The organism is Romboutsia sp. BSD2780061687b_171204_C1 (assembly GCF_015560225.1).
Classification (GTDB): domain Bacteria; phylum Bacillota; class Clostridia; order Peptostreptococcales; family Peptostreptococcaceae; genus Romboutsia_C; species Romboutsia_C hominis.
Genome location: NZ_JADMRK010000002.1, coordinates 319,894 through 340,915, shown reverse-complemented (window position 1 = coordinate 340,915; position 21,022 = coordinate 319,894). Strand labels below are relative to the sequence as shown.

The 21,022-nt window shown below is 26.1% G+C and carries 21 protein-coding genes; all 21 read left to right on the top strand.

What is annotated here, in order from left to right:
- Positions 1-3: 3 nt before the first annotated feature.
- The 21 genes from I2H23_RS06610 to I2H23_RS06510 all read left to right on the top strand — a co-directional run bounded on the left by I2H23_RS06610 (position 4) and on the right by I2H23_RS06510 (position 20,973).
- A complete protein-coding gene (locus I2H23_RS06610) occupies positions 4-1,095 on the top strand; it encodes a DUF3866 family protein (RefSeq protein WP_166505840.1) in 1,092 nt (363 codons plus the stop codon).
- Complete coding sequence (locus I2H23_RS06605; RefSeq protein WP_092924473.1) at positions 1,070-1,600, top strand: NUDIX hydrolase; 531 nt, start codon at positions 1,070-1,072, stop codon at positions 1,598-1,600. Before I2H23_RS06610 ends, I2H23_RS06605 begins: the two co-directional genes overlap by 26 nt.
- Before the next feature lie 62 nt (positions 1,601-1,662).
- The gene (locus I2H23_RS06600; RefSeq protein ID WP_195581352.1) at positions 1,663-2,268 is read left to right on the top strand and encodes a hypothetical protein; all 606 of its coding nucleotides are present in this window, start codon (positions 1,663-1,665) and stop codon (positions 2,266-2,268) included.
- Between the two features lie 10 nt (positions 2,269-2,278).
- A complete protein-coding gene (locus I2H23_RS06595) occupies positions 2,279-3,151 on the top strand; it encodes a tyrosine-type recombinase/integrase (RefSeq protein WP_092924476.1) in 873 nt (290 codons plus the stop codon).
- 24 nt (positions 3,152-3,175) lie between these two features.
- A complete protein-coding gene (locus I2H23_RS06590) occupies positions 3,176-4,348 on the top strand; it encodes a phosphopentomutase (protein ID WP_092924478.1) in 1,173 nt (390 codons plus the stop codon).
- 15 nt (positions 4,349-4,363) lie between these two features.
- The gene (locus I2H23_RS06585; protein ID WP_092924480.1) at positions 4,364-5,176 is read left to right on the top strand and encodes a purine-nucleoside phosphorylase; all 813 of its coding nucleotides are present in this window, start codon (positions 4,364-4,366) and stop codon (positions 5,174-5,176) included.
- An 89-nt stretch (positions 5,177-5,265) separates the two neighbouring features.
- The gene (locus I2H23_RS06580; RefSeq protein WP_195581351.1) at positions 5,266-6,591 is read left to right on the top strand and encodes a pyrimidine-nucleoside phosphorylase; all 1,326 of its coding nucleotides are present in this window, start codon (positions 5,266-5,268) and stop codon (positions 6,589-6,591) included.
- A gap of 247 nt (positions 6,592-6,838) precedes the next feature.
- On the top strand, positions 6,839-7,903 hold the full coding sequence (mltG, locus tag I2H23_RS06575) for an endolytic transglycosylase MltG (protein ID WP_195581350.1): 1,065 nt from the start codon (positions 6,839-6,841) through the stop codon (positions 7,901-7,903).
- Between the two features lie 83 nt (positions 7,904-7,986).
- The gene (locus I2H23_RS06570; RefSeq protein WP_195581349.1) at positions 7,987-8,655 is read left to right on the top strand and encodes an O-methyltransferase; all 669 of its coding nucleotides are present in this window, start codon (positions 7,987-7,989) and stop codon (positions 8,653-8,655) included.
- The gene (locus I2H23_RS06565) at positions 8,648-9,571 is read left to right on the top strand and encodes a peptidase U32 family protein (protein ID WP_195581348.1); all 924 of its coding nucleotides are present in this window, start codon (positions 8,648-8,650) and stop codon (positions 9,569-9,571) included. The genes I2H23_RS06570 and I2H23_RS06565 overlap by 8 nt, the downstream gene beginning before the upstream one ends.
- 34 nt (positions 9,572-9,605) lie before the next feature.
- Positions 9,606-10,235, top strand: coding sequence for a uridine kinase (gene udk / locus I2H23_RS06560; protein ID WP_092924490.1), 630 nt, complete (start codon positions 9,606-9,608; stop codon positions 10,233-10,235).
- A gap of 65 nt (positions 10,236-10,300) precedes the next feature.
- Positions 10,301-11,980 (top strand): peptidoglycan D,D-transpeptidase FtsI family protein, encoded by a 1,680-nt coding sequence (locus I2H23_RS06555; protein WP_195581347.1) that lies wholly within the window; start codon positions 10,301-10,303, stop codon positions 11,978-11,980.
- A gap of 85 nt (positions 11,981-12,065) precedes the next feature.
- A complete protein-coding gene (gene sigK / locus I2H23_RS06550) occupies positions 12,066-12,716 on the top strand; it encodes an RNA polymerase sporulation sigma factor SigK (protein WP_092924494.1) in 651 nt (216 codons plus the stop codon).
- 245 nt (positions 12,717-12,961) lie between these two features.
- On the top strand, positions 12,962-15,301 hold the full coding sequence (locus tag I2H23_RS06545) for a PAS domain-containing sensor histidine kinase (protein WP_195581346.1): 2,340 nt from the start codon (positions 12,962-12,964) through the stop codon (positions 15,299-15,301).
- 26 nt (positions 15,302-15,327) lie between these two features.
- Positions 15,328-17,757: a sensor histidine kinase gene (locus I2H23_RS06540; RefSeq protein ID WP_092924498.1), complete on the top strand. Its 2,430-nt coding sequence runs from the start codon at positions 15,328-15,330 to the stop codon at positions 17,755-17,757.
- A gap of 57 nt (positions 17,758-17,814) precedes the next feature.
- A complete protein-coding gene (gene aroE / locus I2H23_RS06535) occupies positions 17,815-18,666 on the top strand; it encodes a shikimate dehydrogenase (protein WP_207733531.1) in 852 nt (283 codons plus the stop codon).
- Positions 18,667-18,682: 16 nt separating this feature from the next.
- Positions 18,683-19,030: a hypothetical protein gene (locus I2H23_RS06530; protein ID WP_166505834.1), complete on the top strand. Its 348-nt coding sequence runs from the start codon at positions 18,683-18,685 to the stop codon at positions 19,028-19,030.
- Positions 19,014-19,520 carry a hypothetical protein gene (locus I2H23_RS06525; protein ID WP_166505833.1) on the top strand — a complete coding sequence of 169 codons (507 nt, stop codon included), beginning with the start codon at positions 19,014-19,016 and terminating at the stop codon, positions 19,518-19,520. Before I2H23_RS06530 ends, I2H23_RS06525 begins: the two co-directional genes overlap by 17 nt.
- A gap of 55 nt (positions 19,521-19,575) precedes the next feature.
- Positions 19,576-19,962: a hypothetical protein gene (locus tag I2H23_RS06520; protein ID WP_243248241.1), complete on the top strand. Its 387-nt coding sequence runs from the start codon at positions 19,576-19,578 to the stop codon at positions 19,960-19,962.
- Positions 19,952-20,470 (top strand): hypothetical protein, encoded by a 519-nt coding sequence (locus I2H23_RS06515; protein ID WP_166505831.1) that lies wholly within the window; start codon positions 19,952-19,954, stop codon positions 20,468-20,470. The genes I2H23_RS06520 and I2H23_RS06515 overlap by 11 nt, the downstream gene beginning before the upstream one ends.
- Positions 20,467-20,973, top strand: a complete 507-nt coding sequence (locus I2H23_RS06510) for a shikimate kinase (RefSeq protein ID WP_092924510.1) — start codon at positions 20,467-20,469, stop codon at positions 20,971-20,973. Before I2H23_RS06515 ends, I2H23_RS06510 begins: the two co-directional genes overlap by 4 nt.
- Positions 20,974-21,022: the final 49 nt, after the last annotated feature.

The following is a 21,022-nucleotide window of genomic DNA, read 5'->3' as shown; positions in this document are numbered from 1 at the left end:
CTTATGATAAGTAAAAGAATAGGAATTGTAGATTCTATAAAAGATAAGAGTGAAAAATTAGAAGATATAAGAGTTAATATAAATGGAGAAATACAAAAAGCATACAACTACCCTAAGATGACAGGGAGTGTAAATGTAGGTGATGAGGTTGTATTAAATACAACAGCTGTTGAGTTAAGTTTAGGTACTGGAGGATATCATTTTGTAATAACTAATCTAAATAATATAGAATCAAGCTTTACAGAAGGCGGTCATATTATGAAATTAAGATATACGCCACTACAAGTTAAGGTAGATTCAGTTGAAGAACAAGAAAGTACTTATCATGATAAAATATCAAGCTTTAAAAGTTTAAATGATATGCCAGTTGTTGTTGGGACACTTCATAGTATGCTTACACCTTTTGTAGCATCATATAAAAGAAATAATAAAGATAAAAAAATAGTATATATAATGACAGATGGAGCTGCATTACCGATATACCTAAGTAAAAATGTAGAAACTTTAAAAAGTAAAGGATTAATAGACTATACTATAACTATAGGGAATGCATTCGGAGGGGATTATGAATGTATAAATATATATACAGCTTTAATAACTGCTAAAGAAGTATTAAATGCAGACTGTGTATTTGTTAGTATGGGACCTGGAATTGCAGGTACTGGAACTAAATATGGATTTACAGGAATAGAACAAGGACCTATATTAGATGCAGTAAAAAAACTTGGTGGAAATCCTATAGCTATACCTAGAATTAGTTTTGCAGATAAAAGAGAAAGACATAATGGAATATCTCACCATAGTATTACTATTTTTAAAGAAATTGTAAATGTTGATATAACAATACCAATATCAAATTATGAAAGTGATAAATTAAATAAAATAAGAGCACAAATAGAAGAAAATGATTTAAATAGACATAATATAGTATATATAGATAATAAAAATACTAAAGAAGACTTAGATTATTTTGGCCTGAAGGTAAGAACTATGGGAAGAAATTATGAACAAGATAAAGAGTTTTTCGAGGCTGCAAGTAGTGCTGCATATTATTTAATGGAGGTTTGTGATGGTGATAGAAGAAAAGACTATTAGTAGTGATAAAATATACACTGGAAAAACAATCAGCCTAAAAGTAGATACTGTAGAGACTATAAACCAAGGATATCAAAAAAGAGAAATAGTAGAACATCCTGGTGCAGTTGGTATATTAGCATTAAATGAAAATAATGAAATAGTATTAATTAAACAATTTAGAAAACCAATAGAAAAAGTTATATGGGAAATACCAGCAGGAAAGTTAGAACCTGGTGAAACACCAAAAGAATGTGCACAAAGAGAACTAAAAGAAGAAACGGGATACGATGCTTCAAATTTAAAACTAATACATAAGTTTTATACATCAGCAGGTTTTTCTAATCAAAAAATATACATATATCTAGCTACTGATATTACTGTAGGTGAAAGAAATTTAAATGATGATGAAGATATAGAAGTACATACTATAAGTTTAGAAGAAGCTTATAACATGGTTATTCAAAATGAAATAGAAGATGCAAAAACAGCAATTGGAATTTTAATAGCTAGAGAATTAATATAAAATGTCATAACCTCCTCTTTTTATACATACTATTTTGTAAGGTAAAAGGGGAGGTTATAAATTTGAGAAGAACATATAGAAAAAATAATTTTAAAGAACTTAACAGACAAATAGTACTTATTGGGTTAATATTTATTGTATTTGTAGCACTTGGATCTTATCTAAATAAAATATGGCCAAGTTATCAAGATGAAATAATAAAAGATATTAGTTTTATAAGTGAGTACTATAATTCAAGAGAAGGAATAAAAGAAGCTATATTATCAAATTTAAAAATAGATTTAAGCTTTATGGCTTGTGTCGCTTTTTTTTCAGTCTTAGTAATAACTTTTCCAGTAGTGCTTATAATATTTATGCTAAAAGGTTTATCAATAGGCTATACTATAAATAGTATGATATTAGCACTAAATTTTGAATCAATAAAAATGATATTTGTTTTATTTATGAAAAATTTAGCTATTATACCTGGTACAGTTATATTAACGTTAGTGGCATTTGATTATGAAAAAAAAATATTATTAGAAATTAAGCACAAAAGAAAAGAAAATATGATATTTTTAGTAAAAAGATTTATATTAAATGTTATAATTATAATAAGTATTACAGTTATATTACAAGTTGTACTAAATACTATAAGTATAGGTATGATTAAGTTCCTAGTCAGATAAGGAGTTTGCTATGGAGGTTGTAGAGGAATACATAAAATATCTAAATAGTAAGAATCTATCTAAAAATACTATATCATCTTACTATATAGATATAAAAAGATATGTTGATTATTTAAAAGAAAAGATGATAAGTTTAGATAATGTTGTAGAAAATGATATTATAGGATATATAATAAGATTAGAACAGGAAAATATATCTGTAGCAACAGTATCTAGAATGATATCATCAATAAAATCTTTTCATGATTATTTATTTTTTTATGGTATAAGTAAAAATAATCCTGCAAGAAATATAAAAAAGCCTAAAATAGAGAAAAATAGTTTAGATATTTTAACAGAGGAAGAAATAAAAAGGCTTTTAGATTTTAAAAATTTAAATACACCTAAAGAAATAAGAGATAAGGCAATATTTGAAATATTGTATGGTACAGGTATAAAAGTATCAGAGCTTATAGATATGGATATAGATTCTGTAGAATTAGATTTAGACTATATATGCTGTGATAAAGGAAAAAATCCAAGAATAATACCTTTATCCAATACATCTAAGGAGTATTTAGAAAAATATATAAATGAATCAAGAACTGAATTGGCAAATGAAGATGAAAAAGCTTTATTTGTAAGTTCCTTAGGACAAAGGTTTACAAGACAAGGCTTATGGAAACTTATTAAAAAATATGCTAATTTAGCTAATATAGATAAAAACATAAATCCAAGTATGCTTAGGCATTCTTTTGCTATTCATCTTTTAAATGAAGGTGCTAATGTTGCTGTAGTAAGCAAAATATTAGGAAATAGCAATTTATCTAGTTTGCAATCATATTTAAATCACATAAATAAGAATATGAGAAGAGAAATAAAAGAAAAACATCCTAGGAAATAAACTACAAAAAAAGGAGGACATAATATGAATAGGGTTGTATGGATTGTAATTGATAGTGTAGGAATAGGAGCACTTCCAGACTCAAAAAAATTTGGAGATGAAGGTGTTAATACTTTAGGAAATATAATAAAAACACATAAGGATATAAAGATACCTAACTTATTAAAATTAGGGATAGGAAATATAGACGAAGTAGATTTTGTAGAAGGAGTAGATTCTCCTATAGGTTGTTTTGGAAAATGTGAAGAAATTTCTCAAGGAAAAGATACTACAACAGGACATTGGGAGATGACAGGTGTTTTAGTTGAAACTCCATTTAAAACATTTGAAAATGGGTTCCCAAAAGAAATAATAGATGAATTTGAAAAAAGAACAGGAAGAAAAGTTGTAGGAAATAAGCCAGCATCAGGAACTGCTATATTAGATGAATATGGAGAACATCAAATGAAAACAGGAGATGTAATAGTATATACATCAGCAGATAGTGTATTCCAAATAGCAGCGCATGAAGAAATAATACCACTTGATGAATTATACAAAATGTGTGAAATAGCTAGGGAAATAATGATGGGAGACAATGCAGTAGCTAGAATTATAGCTAGACCATATATAGGAAAAGGAAAAGGTGAGTTCGTAAGAACTTCTAACAGAAGAGACTACTCATTAAATCCTTTTGAAAAAACGGTATTAGATAATATAAAAGAAGCTGGACTAGATGTAATTGGCGTTGGTAAAATAGAAGACATATTTAATGGACAAGGTATAACGGAAGCTATACACACTAAAGATAATATGGATGGAGTAGACCAAACTATAAATTACATTAATAAAGAAAATAAAGGATTAATATTTACTAATTTAGTTGATTTTGATTCAAAATATGGACATAGAAGAAATGTAAAAGGATATAAAGAAGCTATAGAGGAATTCGATGCTAGAATTCCAGAAATAATAGATGCTTTAAAGGAAGATGATATACTTATAATAAATGCTGATCATGGTAATGATCCAACTTACAAAGGTACGGATCATACTAGAGAGTATATACCTGTATTAATTTATGGAAAAAATATCAAGAGTGGTGTAAACTTAGGTATAAGAAAAAGTTTTGCAGATATAGGTGCTACAGTAGCAGATATATTAGATACAAAAATGACTAAAAATGGAACTAGTTTTAAATCACAAATACTTAAATAGTCAAGGAGGAGACATATGTTTAACAAAGTACAAGAAAGTGCAAAATTTATAAATGAAAAAATAAATATAACACCTAAGATAGGACTTATATTAGGTTCTGGATTAGGAGTATTAGCTGATGAAATAGAAAATCCAGTAAAGATAAAATATAATGAAATACCTAATTTCCCTGTATCTACTGTTGAAGGACATGCAGGATGCCTTGTAATAGGTAAATTAGAAGGCAAAGATGTAGTGGCTATGCAAGGAAGATTCCATTACTATGAAGGATATACTCAACAAGAAATAACATTCCCAGTTAGAGTTATGAAAGCTTTAGGAGTTGAAACTATAGTAGTTACAAATGCAGCTGGAGGAGCAAATGTAGACTTTAAACCAGGTGATTTAATGATAATAAAAGATCATATAAACTTAAGTGGAAGTACACCTTTAATGGGTAAAAATGATGAAAGATTTGGACCAAGATTCCCAGATATGTCTACAGCTTATTCACCAAAATATATAGAATTAGTTAGAGAGTGTGCTAAGAAGCTAGATATAAAGGTACAAGAAGGTGTATATGCATTCTTTAGTGGACCAACATATGAGACACCTGCAGAAGTTAAAATGGCAAGAATACTAGGAGCTGATGCTGTTGGTATGTCTACTGCACCAGAAGTAATAGTTGCTAGCCATTCATCTATGGATGTTATAGGAATATCTTGTATAACTAACATGGCAGCAGGGATACTTGATCAACCTCTTAACCATGAAGAAGTAATAGAAACTACTCAAAAAGTAAAAGCTGAATTCTTAAGTTTAGTTAAATTAGTAGTTAAAAGTATATAATAAATATATAAGCTTAATACTAAATTTAGTATTAAGCTTATTGAATTTAAATAATAGATTATATATAAAGTTTGTTAAGGAGAGATAAAATGAGAATATATGATATAATCAGAAAAAAAAGAGATGGGCATGAATTATCTAAAGAAGAAATAAACTTTTTCGTAGAAAAATATTCAAAAAATGAAATACCTGATTACCAAGCATCAGCTCTTTTAATGGCAATATATATAAACAAAATGAACAAACAAGAAACAGTATATCTTACAGAAGCTATGATGAATTCAGGAGATGTTATAGACCTATCAGCTATAAAAGGAATAAAAGTTGATAAGCATAGTACAGGAGGAGTAGGAGATAAAACTACAATAGCTTTAGCTCCATTAGTGGCATCATGTGGTGCTCCTGTAGCTAAAATGTCAGGAAGAGGATTAGGACACACTGGAGGGACTTTAGATAAGTTAGAAGCTATACCAGGATTTTCAATAGAAATGGATGCAGAGAAATTTATAAATTCTGTAAATGAAAAAAATATAGCAGTTTGTGGTCAAACAGCTACAATAGCAGTTGCTGATAAAAAAATGTATGCTCTAAGAGATGTAACTGCTACAGTTGATAATATATCCTTAATAGCTGCTAGTATAATGTGTAAAAAATTAGCATCAGGTTCAAATGCTATATTACTTGATGTTAAAACTGGTGATGGCGCATTTATGAAAACACTAGATGATTCATTTGAACTAGCAAAAGCTATGGTTGATATTGGTTGTGGAATGGGTAGAGAAACAATAGGTATGATAACTAATATGGATGAGCCTTTAGGATTTGCTGTAGGTAACTCATTAGAGGTAATAGAAGCTATAGAAACTTTAAAAGGAAATGGACCTAAGGATTTTGTAATGCTATGTGAAACATTAGGGGCATATATGTTAGTATTAGCAAAAGTTTGTGAAAATTTCGAAGAAGGTAAGAAAATGATACAAGACGCTATATCTTCAGGACGTGCACTAGAAAAACTAAAAGAGTTTATAGAAAATCAAGGCGGAGATAAGAGGGTAGTTGACGATTATGATTTACTTCCTAAATCTAAAAATATAGTACCTATAAAATCACCAAAAAGTGGTTATATAAGTAAGATAGAAGCAGAAGAAATAGGGGTATCTGCTATGATTTTAGGTGCTGGTAGAGAAACTAAAGAAGATGAACTTGATTTATCAGCAGGTATAGTACTTCAAAAGAAAGTAGGAGACTATGTAAATAAAGGCGATGTATTAGCTTACATGCATTATAATAAAGAAGAAAAATTTGAACAAGCAAAAGAAAGATTTATAAATGCTTATGAAATAGTAGATGATAAAACACAACCTAAAAAGTTAATATATGGTGTTGTAACTAAAGATGAAATAAAAAAATTTTAATATTATGATTATAAAAAGCTTAACGTGTAAAAAATAACGTTAAGCTTTTTATAATTATAATAAAATTTTTAAGCTATTAATTTTTATAATTAATTTGGTAAATTACTAATAAATGAACGTTAGATAAGTCAAATATAAAAAAGCGATGAATTTAGAAAAGAAATTTATTCGACAATTTTATTGAAAATTTTTATTCTTAGATTTATAATATAAAAGATATAAATATATATAAGGAGTAGAAAATACTATGTACTTGAGAAATAATAAACTTAAGATAGCATTAATTTCCTTGGTAGTATTATTGGGATTAATAGGGAGTTTTGTGTTCATACAAATAGGACCATACAATAAAAAAAATAAAAAAGATATAGTAGTAGAAATACCTAAAGGTGCTACTATAAATACAATGACAGATATATTATACGAAAAAAAATTAATAAAGAATAAGACATTATTCAAAGTTGTAGCAAAAGTAAGTAATGAAATTCCAAACATAAAGTCTGGAAAATATTTGCTTAATCAAACCTATTCTAATAATGATATAATTGACATATTATCATCTGGAAAAACATATCAAGATGGTATAAAAGTAACTATACCAGAAGGATCAACTTCTAATGAAGTAATTGATATATTAGTATCTAAAAAACTGGGCAATAAAGAAACGTATGAAAAACTAATCAAAAATCCAAAGGAATTTTATAGTGATTTTCCATATTTAAAAGAAAAAGATATAACTACACTAGAAGGTTTCTTATATCCTCAGACTTATTACTTTGAAGAAGGTACAAGTGAAAAAGAGGTTCTGGATAAAATGTTAGCTGAATTTGGTAAAATGTATACTGAGAAGTTACAAAAAAGACAAAAAGAGTTAAAAATGACTCTTCAAGAGGTCGTAAATCTGAGCTCTATTGTTGAAAAAGAAGCTGTTAGAGATGAAGATAGACCTATGATAGCAAGTGTATTTTACAATAGATTAGATATAGGTATGAGACTTCAGTCTGATGCAACTATACAGTATATATTCCCAGAAAGAAAAAAAATAGTAACATATAATGATTTAAAGATAGATTCTCCATATAATAGTTATAAAAATGTGGGACTACCTCCGACACCAATAGCTAATCCTAGTATAAAATCTATAGAAGCAGTATTATATCCAAAAGATACAGATTATTTATACTTTGTAGCTACTATGGATGGAGGAAATAACTATAGCAAAACTTACGAAGAACATCTTAAGTTTGAGAAGGAATATAAAGAACAAAGGGATAAATTAAGCAAAGAAAAAGCAAGTGCAGAGAATAAATAAAATTTAAAATATGGGGATTATGCTTTGAGATATTCAAAGTGTAATCCTATATTAATGTTTCTGCTATTTAAGGAGTGAATTTAATGAGCAATATAGTAAATGAATTAGTACAAGATTACATAAGAAATACATTAAAAGATAAAGAAGGACTTTTAAAAGAACTAGAAGATTATGCACATGAAAATAATGTACCTATAATACACAAAGAAGTATCAGAACTTTTAAAAGTTTTACTAAAAATGAAAAAACCAAAGAGAATACTAGAAGTTGGTTGTGCTATAGGATACTCATCTATACTATTTGCATCTATTTTAGGTGAAGATGTGGAGATAATAACAGTAGAGAGAAATGAAAAAATGATAGAAAAGGCTAAAGAAAATATAAAATTAGCTGGATTTGAAAATAATATAACGATATTAGAAGGAGATGCAGAAGAAAAATTAAAAGAAGTTCAAGGAGAGTTTGACATAATATTTTTAGATGCAGCTAAAGGACAATATCAATTATTTTATGATATGGTTATAGATAAATTAAAAGTAGATGGACTTTTAATATCAGATAATATATTATATCAAGGAATGGTTGCACATGATAGTTTCGTTATAAGACGTAAAAAGACTATAGTAAAAAGAATGAGAAGTTACTTAGATTATATATCAAACTGTGACTATTTAACTACATCTTTAATACCTATAGCAGATGGAGTAGCACTTAGCTACAAACAAAGCGAGAGGGGTGATTTAAATGCATAATGTAGAATTATTGGCGCCAGCTAGAAGCTTAGAAGAATTAAAGTTAAATATAACAAATGGTGCAGATGCCATATATATAGGAAGTGAAGCGTTTGGTCTTAACTCTATAGATAAGGAGTTTTCAAAGGATGAATTAATAGAAGGTATAAACTTTGCACATAAACATAATAAAAAGGTTTATGCATCTGTTAATATAGTTCCTCATAGTAAGGACTTTTCAGATATAGAAACATACCTAAAAGAGCTTGAATTTGTAGGAATAGATGCTATCATAATAGCAGAGCCTGGTATGCTTGTAGTAGCTAAAAAGGCTGTACCAAATATGGATATACATTTAGCAGAACAAGCTAATGTTACAAATTACGTAACAGCTAAATTTTGGCATGAGCAAGGTATAAAAAGAATAACATTATCAAGAGAATTATCTTGTGATGAGCTAGGTCAAATAAGGCTAAATACACCTATAGAATTAGATTTAGAAGCATATGTACATGGAGTAATGGCTATATCTTATTCAGGAAGGCCTCTTATAAGCAATTATATAAAAGGAAAAGATTCAGATAGTGAAGTAAATAAAAAAACATACAGTCTAGTTGAAGAGAAAAGACCAGGAGAATATTTCCCGGTTTATGAAGATGAGAGAGGAACATTCATATTTAATTCTAAAGATTTATGTATGATAAAAGATTTGCCGGCTATGATAAAGTCAGGAATAAATAGTCTTAAAATAGAAGGTAAGATGAAAGACGCTAATTATATATCTAAAGTTGTTAAAGCTTATAGATTTGCTTTAGATAAGTTTTATGAAGACCCAAATAATTGGGAGTTTAATCCAAGTTGGATCGAAGAAATAAAGTTAAATAATAGAGAGTTTACATCTGGATTCTATTTAGAGAATCCAAATGATCAAGAATAAACGCTAATCTTTTTTGTAAGGAGAGTACTAAATCATGAAAAAAACTAAGAGACCTTTAATAATAGGAATAACAGGAGGAACTGGTTCTGGTAAGAGTACAGTTTGTAAAGCTATAATGGATAATATACCAGATGAGAATATAGCTACATTAGAGCAAGATGCTTACTACAAAGACCAAACACATTTAAGTTTTGAAGATAGATTAAAAACTAATTATGACCATCCACTTGCTTTTGATAATAAGCTTTTAATACAACATATAGAAGAATTATGTAATGGAAAAAGCATAGAAAAGCCTATATATGACTATGAACTTCATACTAGAAAACATGACGAAACTGTTACAATAACTCCAAAGGATATAATAATAGTAGAAGGTATAATGATACTTGAAGATGAAGAGTTAAGAAATAAATTAGATATAAAAATATATGTTGATACTGAAGATGATATAAGAATACTTAGAAGAATACAAAGAGATATAAAAGAAAGAGGTAGAACTGTAGATTCTGTTATAGATCAGTATCTGACTACAGTAAAGCCAGCTCATGATCAATTTATAGAACCATACAAAAAGTATGCTGATATAATAATGCCAGAAGGTGGACAAAACGAAGTAGCTATAGATATAGTTATAAGTAAAATAAGAACACAATTAGATTAATTAGAATAAAGAGTATTAACCCCTTAGAAATTGTCAAAAATGACAAGTATCTAAGGGGTGATTTTATGTCAAGGAAAAAATATAATTTACCAAAAACTATGGTTGGTAGAGGAAAAACAACAGTTTTAATATTTGTATTAGTATATTTATTTTTAATATATAGACTAGCAGATATACAAATATTAAAATCTGATGAATATAAACAAAGACAAGAAAATCAAAGTACTGAAAAAATAGATTTAAATACTGGTAGAGGTGTAATCTATGATAGAAATAATCAACCTTTAACGGATAAGAAGAAAGAAACTGTATTAATAGTACAAAAAGAAAAATTTATAAATGATTCTAGCATAAGAAACTTAGTAAAAGAAGTAAGTAATTTAAGTGATAAAGAGATATATAAAGAAATAGAAGAGCAAACAGAGTCATCAATATTTGAAATACAAGTAAATAATATAAGTAAAAAAATGGAAGAAAAGTTACTAGAAAAAAATATAATAGTATCTAAAAGAAGTATAAGATATGACGAAGATAGCCTTTTATCCCACACTATAGGATATATAAATAAAAAAGATAAGATAGGACAATATGGAATAGAGAGAAGTATGGATGAAGTGCTTAATGCATCAAATGAAGAATATATATCTGTATTTAAAGTAGGTGAAGCAGGTAGAAAAGAAGGTTTAGATGTACTAAAAGGAAGTATAAAAACAGTAACAAAAGATGATAAAGATAAGCATATAAAATTAACAATAGATAAAAATATTCAAAAAAAAGTTGAAAAAGTAGTAGATAAAGAAGCTAACCCTACAGCTGTTATAATATCAGATGTAGAAAGTGGTGAAATACTATCTATGAGTTCTAGGCCAAACTTTGACCAAAATGATATAGGTAAGTATATAAGTGATACAGAAAAATCTAAGGGTGAACTTAGAAATAGGGTAATACAAAATACTTATGCACCAGGTTCTGTATTTAAAATAGTAACTTTATATGCAGCTCTTGATACTAAAATTATAGATGAGAACTATACATATAATTGCACAGGAAATACAAAAATAGGAAAAAATAAAGAAATATTAAATTGCCATAATAAAGAGGGACATGGTATACAAAGTTTAACCGAAGCTTTTGCTAATTCATGTAATACTGCATTTTTTGATATTGCAAATAAAGTAGGAAAAAGCAAAATAATAGAGTATGCTAAAAAACTCCATTTAGATAAAAAGGTAGATATAGGGTTAAAAGAGGAAGTAAATAGAGAAATACCAAAAGACATATCTATAAGAAATTTAGCTATAGGTCAAGGAAGTATGGAATTTACACCGATACAAATAAATCAAATGACACAAATAATTGCTAATAATGGAACATATAAGCCATTATATATATATGATAGCATTGTAGATAATAATAAGAGTATCTTAAAAAATTTTAATCAATCTAAAGAAGATGAAATAATATCACCATATACATTGACTATAGTAAAAGACATGATGAAAAAAGTATCTTTATCAGGCACGGGAGAAGCACTTAAAGACTTAGAAGGCGGGTGTGGTGTTAAAACAGGTACAGCCCAAACCAATATAGATGGTATTTCAGTAAATAATGGATGGATAACTGGATTTTATCCAAGTGACACACCAAAATATACTATAACAGTAATAGTAGAAGGAACTAAAGAAGAAAGCAAATCAGCATTACCAATCTTCAAGGAAATATGCACAAATTTAAAATATAAATAAAATAAAATATTATATAAAACAAGCAATTTAGACAGGCCAGATTCATATAATTTAAAATGAAGCATCTCAAAGAGGGGGTGGCCTGTTGACAACTTTTAAATCATTTGAAAAACCATTAACCCCTGAAGAAGAAGTTACTTATTTAACTAAATTTAAAAAAGACAAAGATGAACATGCAAAGGAAGTTTTAATAGAGAGAAACATGAGATTAGTAGCCCATATAGCAAAAAAGTACAATAATGCCAATGAAGAGCAAGATGACCTTATTTCTATAGGTACTATAGGACTTATAAAGGCTATAGAAACCTATAATGTTGACAAAGGAACTAGGCTAGCAACTTATGCATCTAAATGTATAGAAAATGAAATACTTATGAGTATAAGAACAAATAAGAAAAATAAGGTTCAAGTATCTCTTCAAGATCCTATAGGCACGGACAAAGAAGGCAATGAGATTAGTCTTATAGATGTTTTGGGAACTGATATAGATTATATATTAGACCAAGTAGAACTTAAGGTTCAAATAGGTAAGTTATATGAACAACTAGATAAGATATTGACTAAAAGAGAAAAAGAAATTGTTCTTTTAAGGTATGGGTTAACCACTTGTGGATATAAAACACAACGAGAAATTGCTCAAAAACTTGATATATCTAGATCTTATGTATCAAGAATAGAAAAAAGAGCACTAAAAAAACTTAGAAAAGAATTAAAATCAGAAAAAAGCCTTATATAGGCTTTTTTTGTTTTAAGAATATATATAATACTTAGAGTATTTATTACATAAAACTGTAATTTATAACAAATAATTTATAGTGAAATTGTTCAAAAACTGACAAAAAAACTATTTATAATATGTTAATATTACTTATATAGAAGATAGAAGAAGGATTATGAATGTACAAGTTGAAAACAAAAATATAAATGCATAATAGATAAAATTATAGTAAGGGGAATCAAAAAAAGGGGGATGGTGAAAATATGAAATCTTTATATATTTATAAAGAAGTTTTTGAAATTGTTAGTTTATCTATAGCTATTTCTATTCCTTTTATATTATTAGTACTTTACAAAATATCAAATTGTAAATCTTTAATGTATATATTATGTATATATTTATTAGAAATTTTGATGTTAGTAACTGGAAATTATTACTTTGGAGTTACTATGTTAAACTTAGGAAAAATAAGTATCATAATCAACAAAAAGACTAATCTAAGAATCAAAAATAGATATATATTAACTATGATAGGGATATATCTATTTATTGTAATAAGTCTATGTATAAAGAATAAATTTTATATGTTAACATACACTTTGCTAAACTTATCAATTGTACAAGCACTACTTATTAGTAATATGGAAAATATAATGAAAATGCTTAAAGATTATAAATTGAAGGTTAAATATAATCAAAGTATGACACAATCGCTAATAGATAAAATAAATCTAGAATTTGAGACCCAAAAAAAAATTAAAGATAGTATGGCTGAAGTAAATACAGAATTAAATAAATCAATTGAAGAATCTCAAAATATAGTTTTTTTATTAAATAGAGATGGAGAATATCTCTATGGAAATGAAGAATTTGAGAAATTTATATGTAAAGATAAAAGTAATTTAAGTGATTTAGATATATTAGAAGAAATAAAATCAAAGTTTATAGATTTTCCAGAAGATTTAAATGAAATTGAAAATTTGGATACCATAATAAATGGATATGATGAAAAGATATATAGACTTGCATCTAAGAGAGAAATATTAAAAAATAAATATAGAAATATATGTATTCTAACTGATATAACAGAAAGCGTCCTAATAAGAAATAAATTAGAAGAGAGTGAACAAAGATTTAAAAAATTAATAGACATATTAAATGACGGAATAATAATACATAATTCTAGCAGTATAAAATATATAAATAATAAAGCTATAGAATTGTTTGATATAAAGGATTATGATGAATCTATGGGAGTTTTACAAAATATACAAGAAAAGGTATTAAGTAAAAGTGTAAATAAATTTATAGAACAAGTAAACATGGTTCAGTCTGGAAAAAAAGACAAGGTAAGTATGAAGATAAAGACAAAAAATAATAAAGTTATAGAAGTAATAACAACAAGTATTATATTAAGAGGAAATAAGAATTTGTTAACTATAGCCATAGATATAACTAACATAGAAAATACTATCTCGGAAATTGAGCAAAGAGAAAAAACTTATAAGGTATTGTTGCAAACACTTCCACAAGGTATAGCAATAATAGAAAAAAATGGACATAATCATATATATAGAAATAAGGTATTAATAGAAATATTAAAAGAAATAGGAACTGAAAACCTAAATAAGATAGTTAAAAGCTACTTAAATCAATTAGAATATGGTAAATTTAAAAGATTTCAAGTTCCTTCAAATAAAATTAAAGAGATAGAAATTGCTATAATTGATATTGGCAATAGTTATTTGATAATATTGAGAACTTTAGACAATGAATATAAAATAAAGAAAATGGAAGAAATATTAAGTGAAATAAATAATAAGTATAGATTTAACGTTGAGTTCTTAGCTAATGTATCTAAAGACATAAAAAAACCTGTAACAACTATATTTGAAACTAATAAACTTATATACAATTATGAAAAAGAAAATAATAAGGGAGATAATGGATGTACAAAACTTATAAAACAAAATTGTTATAGGCTAATGCGATTATTAGATAATATTTTAGAAATAGGACATTTTGAAAATGGAACCTATAAAATGGAATATAAGAAGTATGATATAGTAAACTTGCTTAAGGATATAGTTAATAAATCTAAGCTATATACAAGTGAAAATGGAGTAAATATAGAATTTAAATCTAATATAGATAGTAAATATATGATACTAGATAAGAAAAAAATAGAGAAAGCTGTATTAAATCTTATATCAAATTCTATAAAATATACTGCAAAAGGCGGAGAAATAGTAGTCAAGTTTAGGCAAGATGGAGATTTAGTATATATATCAGTCAAGGATACTGGAATAGGAATACCAAAAGATAAAATAGGTATTATATTTGAGAACTTCGAACAGGTAGATAGAACCCTTACAAGAGGTGCAGAGGGAACTGGTATAGGTTTATCATTAGTAAATAAATTAGTAAAAGCACATGGAGGAGACATTAAGGTAAACAGCGAGGTAAATGTGGGGAGTGAATTTACCATTATTTTAAAAGATAATATAAAAAATAGTGAAAATATAGATGTGGGAGTAAGTGTTAGTGATAACGAAAAAATCGATATAGAATTTTCAGATATATATTTTAATTGTAGTAGCTAAGTTAATTATATTAAAGGGGATTGAGAATGCATAAATATATTAATATACTTACAGTTTCAATACTTCTTGCAATGTTATATGTAGTATATTCTAAATATATTTTACATAAAAGCAAGAAAGATATTATTGTTTTAAGTATGATAGTTGTTATTATTATATCAAAAGCAAAGGATATATCACAGGGAAGCTTGAGCAACTTTTATATGATTGCTCAAGTATTAATCCTGATTAGCGTATGTGAAAATAATATCAACAAAAAAATAAATAATTTAATATTTATTAGTTTTATATTGTTACTTACAACACTGATAGACAATAAAATTGGTTTATATAATATTTTGGTAACTGGTTTTATAAGTACGATGATTTTTTATGAAATCATAAAATTAACAAGAAGAAAAAGTATTAGTAAGATAACTGTTATATTTATTACTTTTATATACTCAAGTATTTTGTTAAGCCTATTGGTTGAAAAAGAGAATGTATTACTATATAGGAGTATTATAGATATAATTGTATACTTGTACATGTTCAAAAATATAGTAAATTCATATATAATAATTGAACATAATAGAGTATGGAAAAAGAAAAAAATGTTTAAAAAAGGTAACAAAAATATTAGTTTATACAATAAAAAGTTAGAACAAAATAAATATATAACAGCTAAGTTAGAAAAGAATTTAGAGAATAAAAAAGAATTAATTAAAGAAATTGTAGGAGAAGAAGATAGGTGTATATTTATAATAGATTCTAATGGATGTATATTGAGTAAAGATGATAATTTCCTTAGAATTTGGAATAAATATAAAGTGCATAAAGAAAAATTAACGATAGATGAATTTTTAAGAGATAATATAAAAGATAAATTGAATTTTATAAATAGTATAGAAAAAACAAAAAAACATAGTACAGAAATTAAAAGTGATATAAAGAGCAAGGATGGAAGATTTTTTAAAGTTACATTTACACCAATTAAATTTAATAAAAATGAAAGTATCATATGTTCCTTTAAAGATATAACTTACAATAAGAAAAATGAGATAAAGACCGATGAAAACAATATAAAGTACGAAAAAATAATAGAAACTATACCATATAATATACTAATAACAGACAATAATAATATTTTATATAATAGTAAAGATAATGGTATAGATTTTAATGAAAAAGAAATAAAAAGGATAGTTCTAGAGGATTCTATAACAGGAGAAATATGTTATTCTTCTATGGGAAAAAATTCTTATATGAATATAGATAGAACAAGTTTTAAAGATGGAGATACACATAAAAATTTAGTTGTTATAAAAGATATAACAGAGTATAAGGAATCTATTGAAAAATTAAAATTGAGCAAAGAAAAGTATAAAACATTTGTTAATATAATACCAGAAGGTATATATTTAGCAGACTATAGACAGAAAAATATAATATATAAAAATTTAGCATTTACAGAAATATCCGAAAATATAAGTCTAGAAGAAGATATACTACTAAATAATGATATATTAATAGCATCAAATAAAAACAACGAGGAGGTAGTTTTTAAAAGAAAAGATGTTTTAACTTGTAAGGGAGAAGAATTAAACTTAGAGGTTGGGAAAAAATTAATAGAAATTAATAATGAAATCAAAGAAATCGGAATAGTAAGAGATATAACAGAAAGTGTAAATATAGAAAATATTGAAAGAGAAATAGAAGCTAAAAAAATTGCTAATAAAATAAAAACTGAGTTTTTCGTTAATATGTCTCATGAGTTAAAGACACCTCTAAATGTAATATCATCATCGATTCAGCTATTAGAGTATATATATAAAGATAAAATAGAAAAAGAAATAAGTAAGGAGTTAAATAATTCTATAAGTATTATCAAAAAGAATTCTTATATGCTGATGAACTTAATTAACAATGTAATAGATTTAGCTAAGTTAGAATCTGAGTTTCATGAAACTAATGTGAATTGTTATAATATAGTTACGTTAATAGAAGAAACTTGTGAGGAGTTTAATAAATATTTATTAGAAAATGATATAAACATAGTATTTGATACTAGTGAGGAAGAGATTGTATCAAGAGTAGATGATGACGATATAGAGAGAGTTATATTAACTTTATTATCTATAGTTATAAGGTATTCTTGTTCAAATAGTACAATTTACGTTGATTTGGATAGGAAAGGTAATAAAACTAATATAAGTATTAGAAATAAAGATAAATATAATCATTATAAATATATAAATGATAAATATAAATCAGCTATAGATATAGGGTTTAAAGTTACAGAGAATATTTTAGAACTTTATAATGGTGACATAAGTGTAAATAGAAATAATCGAAATGGTATAGAAATCAATTTAAACATAGAAAGCGATTTAGATATATGTGAATATAAAGAAAGAGGAAGCAAAAAGTCAGAAAACTTTATATATACAGAGTACTTAAGAATGTGCAATTTTTAAATATAAATGTATAGTTTAATAGTTAAATGACAATAAAGTTAGATAGGAGATAATATCATGATAAATTCAACAACAAAATTAGTAGGTCTTTTAGGTCATCCAATTAAGCAAAGTTTTTCGCCTAGTATACACAATTATTTATTCAAAAAATATAATCAAAATAATATATATTGTTGTTTTGATGTAAAAGAAAGTGATTTAGAAGAAGCTGTAAGAAGTATTAAGACCTTAAATATGAGAGGTTGTAATGTAACTATTCCTCATAAGGTAAATGTAATGAAATTTTTAGAAAATATAGACAAAAATGCAAGACTTATAGGTGCTGTAAATACTATAAAAAATGATGAAGGTTTTTTAACAGGTTATAATACTGATGGGCTTGGATTTGTAAAGTCTATATTAGATAAAGGGTACGACCTTAATAATAAAAAGATAATGATCATAGGTGCTGGAGGGTCAAGTAGAAGCATAGCAGTTCAGCTAGCATCTAATAAAGTTAAATCTATAGAAATAAGAAATAGAAGTATTCAAAAAGCTATGGATATCAGTGAGATTATAAGAGATAATTTTAAAATTGCTTCTACATATTCAAACAAGACTATAGATAAAAATGATATAGAAGATATTGATATATTAATAAATACCACTCCAGTTGGTATGGAAAGCAATGAATGTCCTATTGATGAAAGTATTCGTGTAAAAGGAGATTTATTAGTATGTGATATCGTATATAAGCCACAAAATACTTCTTTTATAAAGTGGGCAAAGTCAAATAATTTAGATGTAGTATATGGAATTGATATGCTTATAAATCAAGGATTAGAGGCATTTTACATATGGACAGGCATAAAACCAAGTAAAGAGGATGAGTTATACCTAAAAGGACTTTACTATGATCAAGTAGATTAATGTAAAGGAGTAACTATTGATAAAAAAAAGAGAAGGATTTATTTTAGTTGAAAGTATAATTAGTATATCTATAATAGGTATAAGTATGTATATTATTGCTACAACCTTACAAAATAGTAATGGATTAGTTAGTTGTAGCAATAAAAAATTTGAAATGCTTGAGATAGCTAGAAAGAATATAGAATATACAAAACTTCATATAGAAAATGATGAAGAAATAGCATATGAAAATAATGAAAAAGGATATAAGATAAAAACAACAATAGAAGAAGAAAAAGATTATTATAATTGTTATAAAATAGAAGTAATAGTTCAAAGTGATTATGATAGTATAAACCTTATGTCTTATGTTACGAAAAAGTAAAGGATCTATACTAGTAACAACTGTAATAATCTTTTCTATTGTAATAATATTAGCCATGACTTCTATAGGAGTATCCTATAATAATTTAAGTATATTTAACTTAGATTATAAAGATGAAACATTAAAACAACATAGCTATGGTGCTATGGAAGTAGTACATAGTAATATACTAAGAGAAGTTAATTTAATAAAAGAATATGCTATAGATGAAGATGATTTTTACACTTCTTTTAGTGGATTAAGTTTTATAAATAATATAAAAGACATATCAAAATGTAAGATAAAAAATGTAATCGTATCTATTCCATCAAGGATATCGATAAATAGAGAGGAAAAATCTGTAGATTTTGAGATACTCATAACAATAAAGGATGGGAATTATATAAAAAAATTAAAATCAAAAGTTAAAATATTAAATCCATTTAATGAGGATTTATCTATAGATGATAAAACCGATATAGTAAAATTATATAATTACAAGGAGATTTAAAAATGAAAAGAGAAGGAATGTGACCTTGGTAGAACTTGTTGTATGCATAAGTATAATGATTTTAGTATCAACATTATATTTTTTTTATGATAATCTAGATAAATATTACATCAACTCACTTACGAAACAATTAGCAGTAGATATTAGATATGTAAGAAGAGTAAATATGCTCGGAGACCTAAGCACATACATATACTATGATCTAAATAACGAAAACAAATCTTATATATTAAAATCTAAAGGTGAAATAAAAAAAGAAGTGTCACTACCCAATGAAACGAAGATAGAATATGGGGAAAGTAAAATAATATTTAGAACCGATGGTTCTCCAGATCGTAGAGGTCAAACTATAAGAGTTTATAAAGGAAATATTAAAAAAGAGATAACAATAGTACCAATTAGCGGAAGAGTCTTATTGAAAGAAGGTAAGTATGAAACGTAAGAAAGGATATTTACTTTTAGAAAGCGTAATATCAATAACTTCTATAGTCATAATAATAAGTTTACTTTATTATATACTTATATTTTCAAATAATATAAAAATGAAAATAGAAGATAGTGTTGAATTACAACAACAAGGAAATGAAGTATCTAAATATATAAAAGAAGCAATACAAAACTCTAAATATATTATTAACTACGATAAAAACAATGAGCTGAAAAGTGTAACATCAATAAAATGTAAGTACAAAGAAAATGATAATAAATTAAAGGATAAAGAAATATTTCTAAATAAAAATTCAAATAAAATTTTTATAAGGACATTAGATGTATATGGAAACAGTGAAGGTGGAGGTTATGAAGTTGGAGATTATATAGATAATATGTATATATCAACAGACTATGATGGTAAAATAGCTAATATAAAACTAGAGTTGTCAAAAAATAATACTAACCTAGAAAAAGAATTTACTGTAAATATAATAAATTTTGAGGGAGATAATAAATGAGAGTTGTAATAATTGGTTTTATGGGTAGTGGGAAAAGCGTAGTAGGAAGAAAACTAGCTAAAGAGTTAAAAATGGAATATGTTGACATGGATACTAAAATAGAAGAAATAGAAAAAAGGTCTATAACTGACATATTTAAAGAAGATGGAGAAGTATATTTTAGAAATGTAGAAACGAAACTACTAAAAGATCTTACGACTGAGGATAACATAATAATTTCAACTGGTGGAGGTATAGTAAGTAAGAATGAAAATATAGATATATTAAAAAATGAACAAAATGTAATTTTATTAGATGCAAGTGTAAGTACGATTAAAAAAAATGTATCAAATGAAATAAACAAAAGACCTTTATTAAAAGAAAGCAAAGATGTAGAAGAAACTATAAAAACATTACTTTCAGAAAGAATTGATAAGTATAATAAGGCATCTAATATAAAAATAAATGTAGATAGTAAAAATATAGATGAAGTGGTAAGCGAAATACTTGTTTATATTAGATAATATGTGATATTATTAATAGTAGAAAAGTTTGTAATCGTATAGTCGGGGG